We start from the raw sequence: 12,662 nt of genomic DNA on the forward strand, positions 1-12,662 counted from the left end.
CTATACAAAATGTTAATGTGAGGGAGCTTGTAATAAGGCAGCCTCTTTTATATTATGATTAAATAGAAGACTTAAGGCTAATCAACTTTGGCAAATTCTGAAGTTTTGTAAAGGGTTTTTACTACAATTAGATTTTCAGAAAAGTTTCTAATGCATAATAATTAACAAAAAAACATATAAATTTTATTGTATAAAAAAATAATTTGTATCTTTGCACCGCTCATCGTACCACTGATAGGACGAAAGAGTTTCGGGGCTCGGTAAACCAAGAAGTTTATCGAGCCCTGCGGTTTTTAGTAAATCATAAAATCTATATTATTCTTTAATTATTTCACCTTTTGAAAAAGATAGTTCATCACCTCGCCTGTTTGTAAGTTTAAAAACTCTTGGTTGGTGGTAGGCTTGTCCAGTCCTCCTAATTTGGGTAGCCATTTGCCTGTTTTTATATAATCTAAGCAGGCGAGTAGTTCGGGGCACTGGCGTTGTACTTGCTTCATATTCAAGCCTGTGTAGAGGGCAGCCTTTAGCTGTTTGCTTTTTACGGTAAGAATATACGAAAGTAACTTTTCGGCTTGCCACTCGCCTCCCATAAAAAGCACACAGCTAATGGTACTTTCATAGCGATCTATGAGCTTTTCTAACAGTTCATTGCTAAGCACACAACCGCTATTGCCATCCCAAATATATTCTGAATGGCACCCCTCGCAAGCCAACGGACAGCCCGTGATGGTGAAACACAACGATATCTCGTTGGGAACTTCTTGCAATACAATGTCGTAACTGCTATACCGTAGTATGCCCATAGTAACGAATTTTAGCTTCTTTTTGTCGGTCTTTTGAGAAGTTCGTGATACGCTTTAGGTAGCCTATCACACGAGTAGCGTAATCTACATCGTGCGAACCGCAGTGCGTGCAGTGGTCGGTAGTGTGCTTATTGATGTACCCACAATCGTTGCACACTGTTACACGAATATTGAAACAGAAGTAATTACAACCTGTTTTAGCCGCTACATTCAGCAGCTTGAAGAACCCCTCTTGGGTAGGATACTCCTCGAGGTTGCAGTGGTAAGCCGACCCACCGTCTAAATACTGAATATAGTCATTGCCGTGTAGGTAGAATTTGTCGATAAGGTTCTGTGAGCTGTCTTCTACTATGTAGAAATACGAGTTGTAGCAGTCGCGGGGCACTTGCAAACCATCAGCTTTGTCCCACGCCGCATTCTTCACCCCTAAATTCTCGGCAGGCACAAATTCAGTGTTGAACATATAGCCATATTTAGCTTTGGCTTCTTTGTTTTTGTCGTAAATTACTTTTAAGTTTTTGTTGATAAACGCCTTATAGTCAGGGTTGTCGGAGATTTCAATTCCCAAATACTCAGCTGCTTCTACCATTCCGTTGATGCCGATAGTGAGGAATTGTTTATTGAGGCTGATAAATCCGGCATCGTATACCGGCAGCATTCCCGCATCTTTATAATCTTGTACGATAGCGCGGTAGGCTACTTGGTATTTTTGTATTTTATCTACCGTTTCTTCCAAAGAAAGCCCTTTTTGGTATAGACGGTTCATATTGATAGTTATCACGTTGATACTACCAGTTGAAACCCCTCCTGCCCCAAGCGAGTAGCTAAAAGTATTGTCCGAAATCTCATTGCGCAGGCGGCAGCAGCTCGCCAAAGAGTCGGCGTTATCCGATTGGTATACGAAGAACGCATTGCCCTCGCTAAGCTCTTTGGCACAGAATTGGGCAAAGTGCTCGTCATACACCCGTTTGTCTTTAGTGAGCATCGCAGCGGTTACCACAGGAAAGGTAAGTATCGCCTTAGTGCGCTCGATGTTAAACCAATGCATAAAAAATTGCTGTAGTTTGTCGAGGCTTTCATAGGTAGGCTTACTGCCATCGGGGAATACGAAGGTGCCAAACATCGAATCGAAATAAGGGCGGTCGTAGAGCGAAATGTTCCAGAACACCGATTGATAGCCACGTGCCGCTGCAGGCTGATTGATAGCATACACCACGTGTTGTAGTTCGTTTTCTATCACCTCGCGATGAGAGCTGAGGTAGTTGTCGCCAAAGTCTTTACGCGCAAAATAATCAAAATACATCAAAAACTCTACCGTAGCTACTGCTCCTGCAAACTGCGAAGACACCGAAAACAAGAAGTTGACAAACGAACCGCAATAGCTCGCCAAGTGTTTAGGCGCTTTACTTTCGCCACCGAGCTTTAGCAGTCCGTCTAATAATAGAGGGTACATCGATACGCTCACGCAGTAAGGTTTCAGGCTTGTTTCATCGTGTACGTAGATTTCGTGACTCTCAATTTGGCGGATGTATTCTTCGGCAAGCCCCTTGCCAAAAAGCTGTTCAATTTTGTGAGACACCAATGAGCGGTTCACTTGTATATTGATGTCTTTATTGAGTTCAGCCTCCATCGTAGCGATGTTTTTATGAGCCACATTGGCGTTGGCATCAAAGAGAGAGCCAGTGGCGGCATTGTGCGAAGTAAGGTAATTTTCTATGAAGTTGCGTTTGGTAAGCAACTGTTCTTCAGTAAGTTTGGTAAATTTGCTCATAGCTTTTATTATTATTTCTTTCTGAGGGCAAAGTTACGGAATAAAAGAATAGCATCTCCTAATAACGAAAATACTTATCAACACAGTTTTTAACACTTTGAGAATTTTGAATTCTGAATTTTGAATTTTGAATTGGGGGTGAGGTAATTTTGAATTTTGGATTCTGAATTTTGAATTGATGGGACGGGTGAGACGGGTGAGACAAATGGGACAAGTAGGAGGGGGGAGAATTTTGAATTGGGCACAAGCTGCAAGCTCGCGCCAGCGGGGGGATTGATTATAATTAACTTTGGCAAACTCTGAAAGTTTGCCAAAGTGTGGGTCGCATAAAAGCCTGTGCGGCTCGCACCGAAGGATAAAACTTTGTCAAACTCTGAAAGTTTGCCAAAGTGTGGGGCGTATAAAAGCCTGTGCGGCTCGCACAATTCAAAAAACGATTATTAGCAAAAACTATTTTTAGATAAAAAATTTCAATTAGCAACCTCTTTTTTTGTGTTGGTTTTGCTGTAATTTTGCACCCAGAAAAATAAACCTATAAACACTAAAAAATATGGCACTTGTAGGAAAACAATTCCCTAATATAGCAGTAAATGCTACCGACAAAATGGGAGCTACCTTCAAAATAAACATACTCAACGAGGCTATTAACAACAAAAAGAAAGTGTTGCTCTTTTGGTATCCTAAAGACTTTACTTTTGTATGCCCTACAGAACTTCACGCTTTTCAAGAAGCCTTAGAAGAGTTTGAAAAACGCAACGTAAAGGTTATTGGCGCTTCTTGCGACACTGCCGAAGTACACTTCGCTTGGCTAAATACCCCTAAAAATCAAGGTGGTATTCAGGGTGTTACCTATCCACTTTTGGCTGATAGCAATCGCAACCTCGCTACAGTATTAGATATTCTTGATACTAATGAGGTATTTGATGAAGATTACGACAACTACCTTATCGAGGGCGATAGCGTAACTTACCGCGCCACTTATTTGATTGACGAAACAGGTAAGATTTTCCACGAAAGTATCAACGATATGCCTCTTGGTCGCAATGTAAGTGAGTTTTTACGATTGATAGATGCTTACGCTCACGTACAACAATACGGCGAAGTATGCCCTGCCAACTGGCAAGAAGGCAAAGATGCTATGAACGCCAACCGCGATGGAGTAGCTAACTACTTAGCTAATCACTAAAAAATCACTATACAACTAATTAGCTTAATCATTGTAATTTGACATTAACTAAAGGACTCTATCACTTACTTATCACTAACTAAATAAATCTTATAGCAAAAATTTTATTATTATTTCTTTCACTAACTAAGGAAAAAAAGCCGTCAGAGTTTTTCTGATGGCTTTTTCTTTTCTTTACCACTTGCTATTTGTAAAAAAATACGTACCTTTGCTAAAAATAATTCTAAAAAACAATCGTACAATGAACCAAGCAAACAAACTTACACAAGTGCCCGAAACAATGCTCATCACCCTATGGGCTAAGGCTACTGAAAACAACCACCCCAAACCATTGCTAAAAGACCCTAAAGCAGCCGAAATTATTAGCAAGATAGATTATGACTTTTCTAAGTTTAAAAAAGCCTCATTCAGTCAGGCAGGCGTATGCATTAGGGCAAGCCTGATAGATAAACAAGCAGCAGCCTTTATAAAGGCACACCCCGATGCTGTAGTAATACAATTAGGAGCAGGGCTTGATGCCCGCTATGAGCGTTTGGGATGCCCCGAAGTAACTCACTGGTACGACCTCGATTTGCCCGAAGTAATAGCTTTGCGAAAACAGTGTTTTACCGAAACAGACCGCTATTCGTTTTTGGCAATGTCCTTATTTGACGATGCGTGGATGCACCTTATAACGGCTTTCCATAAACCCATACTGGTGATTGTAGAAGGGGTACTAATGTACTTTGACAGGCAACAAGTGCAGGCATTTTTTAAAAAACTATGCCAAGAACTCTCACAACCTACCACTATAGTAATGGATATTTTGGCTTACTCGCTGGTAGGGCACGCCAAAAACCACGATTCGTTGGGAGCTATGCAAAAAAATGACCGCCCTGAATTTAAATGGAGTGAAAAAGAAAGCCAACTTATAGAGCAATGGCACCCCTATTTACACTTAGATAAAGAGTACTTTATGAGCGACTACAACCAAGGGCGTTATCCATTTATATTTAGGGTGCTCTATAAACTGCCCTATTTCTATAAGCGTTTCAATCAGCGGGTAGTGCAGTTTTCTATTGCAAAGCCTTAGAAAGTGTAGTTTGGCACGTTATTTGTGGCTACTTTCGGTCAGAAAATAAATTAATTTATATGAAAAAAATTACATTTGCATTATTTTTTGTTGTGGCATTTGCTTTCGGACAACAAAAACAAAATGGTTGGGAGCGTGCAGGACTGAAAGGTATGGTAAAAACTTATAAACTGATAGGTTATGAGTTTGACGAAAAAGGAAAACCCCAGCTGATGAACTCAGAGTTTTATGCTGAATTTGACAAAAAAGGTATCAATACCAAGATGCGCGCTAAAAATAACAACACAGTGATAAACTATGTAGATACACGTGATGAAAATGGAAATGTGTTGGTATCCGATTCACGTGATGCGAGCAATACCTCAATGTCTAAAAACACATATGAGTACGACCAGAATGGAAATTGTGTGCGCCACGATGTGCTTACACCCGATGGTAGTGTTTTTATGAGTAGGCTCACAGCTTATGACAGCAACCAGCGTGTGATAGAGCGCACTGAGTGTATTGCAGGCGTATGCGACGACAAAACTACTTATGTGTATGGCGATAACAATAAGGTATCAGAAGAAACCAAGCTCGGCAAAGATAATGTTGTAAAAGGCAAAACAGTATTTACTTACGATGCCCAAGGCAACGCTATAGAAAAAAAACTATATGATGCTGAAAATAACTTGCAAAAGTTGGTAAAATCAACCTTTGATGAAAATAATAACGAGGTAGAAACGCTTACTTACGACAGCTATGGCAATCTTCTACGCAAAGAAACCAATGTTTATCAATACGATAAAAAGAAAAATTGGGTAAAGAAAACAACATCAGTGGGCGATAAACCTACAATGATGATGAAACAAAAAATAAAATACTATTAATTTTGTAACTAATTTAACAAATAACATACAATGAAAAAGATTATCACAACATTGGTGCTTGCAGTAGCTACATTAGGGGTAGCACAAGCACAAGAATTTAAAGTAGGGGTAAAAGCAGGAGGGCTTTTCAGCAATGCTGCTTTTAAAAAAGACACTAAAGAAGGTATTACAACTAAATATAATACAGGCTTTAAGTTTGGTTACCAATTTGGGGTATTGGGCGAATACAACTTCAACGACAAATTGGGGGTAGAAGTAGACGTGCTTTACGCTTTCCAAGGGGCTAAATTCAACTCGATAGAGGGAGGTAGAGAAGGAGAAACTCTTCGAAAAATAGACATAAAGAACGGCGAGATAAACACTCAGATGAACGTAAACCATATATGGTTAAAATACTCGGTAGCAGAAGGTTTGCGTCCTAAATTGGGGGTAAATATCAGCAACCTTATTAAAACATCACTAAAAGGAGAGTTTGAAGCGGGAGGTCGTACACTTAACTATGCTGATTTAAAAGCTGAACCTAAGAAAAAATTTGATTTTGGAGTAGGTGCAGGGATAGAGTACAACCTCGATTCTGGTTTCTTTGTAGAAGCTACTTACAACTATGGCTTGACAGAACTTAGCTTTAAGGAAAAAGGAGATGCTAACTCTGAAAGTCCTCGTTTTAAAAATAGTGTAATACAACTGAATGTAGGCTATAAGTTTTAAAAAAATAACTACTTTGAGCAGATAAAAAAAGCGTGATTTATGGCAAATCACGCTTTTTTTGTATCTTTGCATCATTATCAGAAGTTAATACAATTCACAATTCACAATTCAAAATTATAATAAGTGTCATATACTAAAAACTATTTGAAAATATACCTTTGGCAAGGATTGTCGTTTGTACTTTCATTCTTATCAATGTTTGTAGTAGTACCAATGATAAGTGCCGATAAGCCTATTTATGGTATTTATACTATTTGCGTATCGCTATCTATCTTCTTACAATACGCCGATTTAGGCTTTTTAGGAGCAGGACAAAAGTTTGCCGCAGAGGCTTTTGCCAAAAAAGACCTCACTACCGAAATACGCATTACAGGCTTTACTACCTTTATACTCCTGATATTCCTACTCCTGCTTTCAGTAGTATTTTTAGTCTTTGCCTATGCCCCCCAGCTTATTATTGATAACCTTACCGACCCCGCCAAGTACAATATTGCCCAGCAACTGCTGTTAGTGCTGGCACTCACTACGCCCATAACCCTATTACAGCGCATTGTGCAAATGATTTATGTTATTAGAATGGAAGATTACATCTTTCAGCGCATCAACATCATAGGCAATACGATTAAGATATTATCGGTGTTTTACTTTTTTGGAGGTGAGCGTTATAACATCGTAGGCTATTTTCTTTTTATACAGCTTGTGAGCCTTATAGTGCCTATGGTGAATATCGCCTTAGCACACAGGCGTTACAACTATGACATTGGCTTACTGCTCAAGAGTATCCGCTTTGATAGAACTATTTTCGCACAAACACAACGCTTGGCATTTTCGCTTTTCTTTGGGATGATAGCTTGGATATTGTATTACGAATTGGATGCCGTGAGCATTGGTGCGCTCTGGGGGGCTGAAAAAGTAGCGATTTACGGCATTGGTTTTACACTACTTACCTTTGTTCGCACTATTTTAGGAACGCTTTTTTCACCTTTTTATGCACGTTTCAATCACTTTGTAGATAATGAGGAAGGACTAAAAAAACTCCTTTCGGATGTAACAGTACTTTACCAACCTATAGTGATGTATATGCTGCTATCGGTTACCTTTTTGGCAGAGCCTTTGGTGCTGTGCTGGGTGGGCGATAGTTATAGAGCTTCGGTGCCTGTAGTGCGCTGGCTGATGCTCTGCAATCTTTTTGCGTTTATCAGTTATCCTGTGGGGGCACTATTGGTGGTAAAACAGCGAGTAAAGGAAATGTATTACCTCAATTGGCTGGTGCCTTTGGTGTTCTGGGGAGGTATTTTGGCTACACAACATTACCTCCAAGAGCTTTCGTTTGCCTTCTTCAAATGGCTCGCATTCCTGATAATGATGTTAGTATATTACAAGATTTTATTATCATATTTGCAACTTTCTTTGGTAAATTCGCTAAAAAGATATATCTTTGCACTATTCTTGCCGTTAGCTTTTCTTGTGGGCTACTATTTTTTGGTGCAACAGCTATTCGTAGCCGAACAGAATACACCTAAATTACTCACTATAGCACTGCTTATAGCAATAGCCTTTGGGGCGTGCCTGTTGTTGCATTACGTTTCATCACGGGCATTTAGGCAAGTAGTACAAACTATTACAACTCGTCTGCTGAAAAAAAATTAATATGTTTTCAATTGTCATTCCTACTTACAACCACGCACACCTGTTGCCGCGCTGTATAGAATCTATTATAAACCAAACGTATACCGATTGGGAGCTTATTATCGTCAATAATGCCTCTACCGATAATACGATTGAGGTGATAGAGGGTTACCACCACCCAAAGGTACGTTATATCAACTTTAATAACGACCAAGGTATTGCAGCTTCGCGCAATGTGGGCATTAGGGCTGCCAAAGGCGACTTTGTATGCTTTTTAGATTCGGATGACTGGTGGAAGCCTAATAAATTAGAGGTTTGTAGTGCCTATACCGCTACACACGACCTTATATACCACAATCTGGAGGTGGTAAGTGCCGATGGCAAAGCACTCCGCAAGCAACTCTATAGCCGACAAATTCCCACCGATAACTTTTTGGCAGATATGTTTATCAATGGCAACCCAATAAAAAACTCGAGTGTAATGCTTTCTAAAAATATTATAGAAAAGATTGGCTATTTAGACGAGGATATGGGACTGATGGCGGTAGAAGATTTTGACTATTGGTTGCGTGCCTTGCAAGCAGGTGCTCGCCCTAAATACATAGCCGATTGCTTGGGCTACTACTGGGTAGGCAGTAATACTTCGTCTAAATTGGTACAAATACAGCGCAACCAACACTTGTTTGATAAATACAAAGGGCAGCTACAACCCTCAGAGCTGCGTTTGGCAGAAAAAATGTTGCATTACCAGCAAGGGCGCATCTACCAATCTAATAAAATGTTTGGCAAGGCGCTTACGCACTACCTGAAATCACTTAGTTTGCGCACTGATAAATTTAGATTTGCCCTTATTGGGATAGTTACGAGTATATTTAGAGTAAAAATATAAGCAAAATGACTTATACTGTAGTATTTGCAGCTAATAATAGCTACATACAGCACTTCTCGGTAGCATTGGCTTCGCTACTGCACAACAACAAGCGTGTGCCTTTTGCTATTTACCTGCTAAATGAGGGGCTTACTCCCCAAAACCAGCAAATTATAGATCATATTATTGCTGATTTTCCCGTTACTTTTAAGAACCTTATTGTTGATGAACAACAGTTTAACAACCTACATACAGGCGCTAATCACTTATCGGTGCAGACTTTTTTTAGGCTTTTTATTCCACAACTCTTCCCTAACGAAGAACGAGTGCTTTATTTAGATGCCGACCTTGTGGTAGCGGGTAATATAGAGCCTCTTTTTCATATCCCATTTGATGATAACTATGTGTTAGCCGTAAAAGATACTTTTACTGCTTATGCCCAAGAAATGAAGCTTAAGCTACAAATGAGCCCAGAGGCTACGTTTTTCAATGCAGGAGTGCTGATGCTAAATATCCCAAAATGGATAGCCGATGATTTGGTAGGCAAAATTATAGACTTTGCCGCTACTCACCCGCAACTAATAGCCTATGCCGACCAAGATAGTATCAACGCAGTAATCGATACAAAAGCTAAAATACTGCCGCTGCGGTACAATATACAATTTAGTTTGTTAGACAGGCTGTCGCAATTTACGGCAGCAGAACGCCAAGAGGCACAGCAACCTTGCATAGTGCATTACACAGGAGGCTACCCCTACAAGCCTTGGTTTTACGCCTGCATCAATCCGCTAAAGAATTTGTATTATCAATATTTACAATATACGCCATTTAAGAATTTTAAACCAGCAGCAGATTATATGGGAGTGCTGAAGTATCGCTGGTTACGACCTATTTATCAGAAAATAAAACCCTTTATAGGAAAATAACCCCATACAAATGAAGAAAATCATACTACTAAACAATATAGTACGCGACTTGCTGATATTCCGCAAGCACCTTATCACCTATTTAATAGAACGTGATTATCAGGTGTATGCTATGGCTACTGATTTTACTTTTGAAACACGCCATCAGATTACTGAAATGGGTGCCATTCCTGTTGATTATAGTTTTGCACGTGGAGGGCTGAACCCTTTTTCAGACCTTAGGAATATGTACAAATTAGAGCGTATCATTGAAAATATTGCCCCCGATGTAGTAGTAGCGAGTTTTGTGAAGCCCGTAATCTATGGTACAATCGCTTCCTATAGGGCTAAAGTACCCAAAGTAATTGCAATGGTTGAAGGCTTGGGCTATCCGTTTACCGAGCAACCCAACGGGCAATCATTGAAAGCAAAACTCATAAAAGCTATACAGATACTACTCTACAAAATTGCGCTACCCAAAGCCCACACCGTAGTCTTCCTAAACCACAACGACCCTACCGACTTGCTTGTGAAATATCGTATACCCGTACGCCGACAAGCAATATTAGGAGGTATAGGACTCATTTTAGATGAGTTTCCTTATTCCGAAGCCCCTACCCAGCCTATATCGTTTATATTTGTAGCACGTTTGCTTCGTGAAAAAGGTGTTTTTGAATTTTTGCAAGCCGCCGAAATCGTAAAAGCAAAACATCCCGAAGTACTTTTCAAAGTAGTAGGTAGCCTTGATAACGAAAACCCAGGAGCCCTACGCGAAAAAGAACTAACACACTATATAGAAAACCAAACGATTGTATACCCAGGCTATGTGCAAGACGTAAATAATTGGATAAAAGAAAGTTCAGTATTTGTATTGCCCTCCTATAGAGAAGGGATGCCGCGTAGTACACAAGAAGCAATGGCTGTAGGGCGAGCTGTTATTACTACCGATGTGCCAGGCTGTCGTGAAACCGTTATAGATGGCAAAAACGGCTTTTTAGTACCCGTATGGGATGTACCCGCCTTGGTAAAAGCTATGGAATACTTTATTGCCAATCCGCAAGAAATCAATCGTATGGGAGCAGAGAGCTACGCTATAGCCGCCGAACGCTTTGATGGCGACAAGGTAAATGAAAGACTTTTTAAGATGATTAGTAGTTAGATTTTTTATAAAACATTTACTGATGAGTTTTAGTTTTATTATTTTAATAATATACCTGTTATACATTATCTTTCAGAAATTTATGGGTGGTGAGCAGCAGAGTAGGGGAGGGGGAAGCCGCTTCCAAAACAACTATTCGTACGAACAAGATAGAGTCTCGCCACTGAGTTTTGAAGTGAACTTACTATCACTTTGCACCCTCGTAATTAGAGCCAATGGCGTAGTTACACAGGCAGAATTAGACTTTGTGCGCAACCAATTTGTACAACTTTACGGCAAAGAACGCGCTAATTCAGTATTCAGAACCTTCAACGACCTAAAAGGCAGAGAAATATCAGCCCAGCGAGTAGCTACTTTCATCAGGCAACGCTCCAACTACGAAACCCGTTTGCAGATTCTTTACTTCCTTTTCGGAATAGCTCAAGCCGATGGTTTTGTAAGTGCCGATGAGGTCGCACAAATAGAAGAAATTGCATACTATTTCCATACAAATAAGCCAGACTACGAGAGCATCAAAGCAATGTTTACTACCTATGGCGGTAGCCGTAGTAGCTATAAAAGCGGCTACAATAGCAGTACACAACACACCCCCGATGCCTATACAATATTAGGAATTACACCACAAGCTACCGATGCTGAGGTAAAAAAAGCCTATAGAGAAATGGCAAAAAAATATCACCCCGACAGGGTGATTACCGATGATGAAGCCATAAAAAAAGGCGCTGAAGAAAAGTTCAAGCAAGTGCAACAAGCCTACGAACAAATAGCGCGACAACGTGGTATATAAGCAAAAAAAGTGGCAAGCTACCTACATCGCACCGCTACAACCGAATACCTTTGCTGTGTTCCCACCCTGGAGGATTTTTCAGGAGCTGGTCGTGTAGGACTTGCCGAGTGCAAAGGTACAAAAAAAATAATACATAGCAAGTTTTTCAGTGAAAATGTTTAAAAAAATTTTAAGTTACCTATATCCAATCAAAGTAGGAGAACGCAAATCTGATATAAGTGGGCAACTCGAACTCACCCTCCAAAATGGCATCTTAATACTTGATTCACAGCATACTAACTATTCCTATGGCAGCGTAAGCCACATACTTTATTACGGGCTGAAAAAGGTAGGCATCAAGCGAGTGAAGGAAATGAAAAATATTTTGCTACTGGGTGTAGGAGCAGGCTGCATTATAGAGCTATTGCAAAAAATAGTAGGCTATAAAGGACAAATAACAGGCGTAGAATTAGACCCCGAAATCATTAAAATTGCAACTCAGCACTTTGGTATAGATAAAGTAAAAAACCTCACCCTACACCTCGCCGATGCTCAAGAATACGTACAACAACCCAACCTGCCCCACTACGATTTAATCATCATCGACATCTTTCAAGACGACCTAATGCCCCCATTCCTATTCACCGAAACCTTTATTGCCAATGCCGTCAAACTACTCACACCACAAGGCGCCCTTTTGCACAACACCATCAGAGTAACTCCCGCAGCCGAAACCCGTAATGAAGCCTTTTGGACGATGCTCAACAAACACTATAACGTACAACGATTTCAAAAAGTAGAAGGCACCAACGAACTATTTTTGATTGAAAAACAAAAATAGCTGTTTTTTACGCAAAACAATTAAATACTTGTATTACAATCACTTAAAAGAAATGGCAGCGTTAAACTTTTGTTAAACCTCTGAT

12 protein-coding genes and 1 other RNA gene are annotated in these 12,662 nt (G+C 40.0%); 10 read left to right on the forward strand and 3 right to left on the reverse strand.

Annotation, left to right across the window (positions count from 1 at the left end; translation table 11 throughout):
* Positions 1 to 326: 326 nt before the first annotated feature.
* The gene (nrdG, locus tag HMPREF9075_RS12040; RefSeq protein WP_009416885.1) at positions 327 to 803 is read right to left on the reverse strand and encodes an anaerobic ribonucleoside-triphosphate reductase activating protein; all 477 of its coding nucleotides are present in this window, start codon (positions 801 to 803) and stop codon (positions 327 to 329) included.
* Complete coding sequence (gene nrdD / locus HMPREF9075_RS12045; protein WP_009416886.1) at positions 784 to 2,574, reverse strand: anaerobic ribonucleoside-triphosphate reductase; 1,791 nt, start codon at positions 2,572 to 2,574, stop codon at positions 784 to 786. The genes nrdG and nrdD overlap by 20 nt, the downstream gene beginning before the upstream one ends.
* 550 nt (positions 2,575 to 3,124) lie before the next feature.
* On the opposite strand from nrdD, the gene HMPREF9075_RS12050 reads away from it, so the two are divergent.
* The 9 genes from HMPREF9075_RS12050 to HMPREF9075_RS12090 all read left to right on the forward strand — a co-directional run bounded on the left by HMPREF9075_RS12050 (position 3,125) and on the right by HMPREF9075_RS12090 (position 11,757).
* Positions 3,125 to 3,760, forward strand: coding sequence for a peroxiredoxin (locus HMPREF9075_RS12050; RefSeq protein ID WP_009416888.1), 636 nt, complete (start codon positions 3,125 to 3,127; stop codon positions 3,758 to 3,760).
* Positions 3,761 to 4,001: 241 nt separating this feature from the next.
* On the forward strand, positions 4,002 to 4,832 hold the full coding sequence (locus HMPREF9075_RS12055) for a class I SAM-dependent methyltransferase (RefSeq protein ID WP_232305114.1): 831 nt from the start codon (positions 4,002 to 4,004) through the stop codon (positions 4,830 to 4,832).
* A gap of 59 nt (positions 4,833 to 4,891) precedes the next feature.
* Complete coding sequence (locus tag HMPREF9075_RS12060) at positions 4,892 to 5,701, forward strand: hypothetical protein (RefSeq protein WP_009416890.1); 810 nt, start codon at positions 4,892 to 4,894, stop codon at positions 5,699 to 5,701.
* 30 nt (positions 5,702 to 5,731) lie between these two features.
* A complete protein-coding gene (locus HMPREF9075_RS12065; protein ID WP_009416891.1) occupies positions 5,732 to 6,409 on the forward strand; it encodes a porin family protein in 678 nt (225 codons plus the stop codon).
* A 144-nt stretch (positions 6,410 to 6,553) separates the two neighbouring features.
* Positions 6,554 to 8,059, forward strand: a complete 1,506-nt coding sequence (locus HMPREF9075_RS12070; protein WP_232305115.1) for an oligosaccharide flippase family protein — start codon at positions 6,554 to 6,556, stop codon at positions 8,057 to 8,059.
* 1 nt (position 8,060) lies between these two features.
* Positions 8,061 to 8,927 (forward strand): glycosyltransferase, encoded by an 867-nt coding sequence (locus HMPREF9075_RS12075; protein ID WP_009416893.1) that lies wholly within the window; start codon positions 8,061 to 8,063, stop codon positions 8,925 to 8,927.
* 5 nt (positions 8,928 to 8,932) lie between these two features.
* Entirely contained in the window at positions 8,933 to 9,832 is a 900-nt protein-coding gene (locus tag HMPREF9075_RS12080) for a glycosyltransferase family 8 protein (protein WP_009416894.1), read from the forward strand.
* A gap of 10 nt (positions 9,833 to 9,842) precedes the next feature.
* Positions 9,843 to 10,970, forward strand: a complete 1,128-nt coding sequence (locus HMPREF9075_RS12085) for a glycosyltransferase family 4 protein (protein WP_009416895.1) — start codon at positions 9,843 to 9,845, stop codon at positions 10,968 to 10,970.
* Positions 10,971 to 10,992: 22 nt separating this feature from the next.
* Positions 10,993 to 11,757 (forward strand): molecular chaperone DjiA, encoded by a 765-nt coding sequence (locus HMPREF9075_RS12090; RefSeq protein WP_009416896.1) that lies wholly within the window; start codon positions 10,993 to 10,995, stop codon positions 11,755 to 11,757.
* A 7-nt stretch (positions 11,758 to 11,764) separates the two neighbouring features.
* On the opposite strand, the gene ffs is transcribed toward HMPREF9075_RS12090, so the two are convergent.
* An RNA gene (ffs, locus tag HMPREF9075_RS12700) (signal recognition particle sRNA small type) lies at positions 11,765 to 11,863 on the reverse strand.
* A gap of 48 nt (positions 11,864 to 11,911) precedes the next feature.
* Between ffs and HMPREF9075_RS12095 the strand changes: the two genes are divergently transcribed.
* On the forward strand, positions 11,912 to 12,577 hold the full coding sequence (locus HMPREF9075_RS12095) for a spermidine synthase (RefSeq protein WP_009416898.1): 666 nt from the start codon (positions 11,912 to 11,914) through the stop codon (positions 12,575 to 12,577).
* Positions 12,578 to 12,662 lie beyond the last annotated feature (85 nt).

Origin of the sequence: Capnocytophaga sp. oral taxon 332 str. F0381 (genome assembly GCF_000318275.2) — a bacterium.
GTDB classification, from domain to species: domain Bacteria; phylum Bacteroidota; class Bacteroidia; order Flavobacteriales; family Flavobacteriaceae; genus Capnocytophaga; species Capnocytophaga bilenii.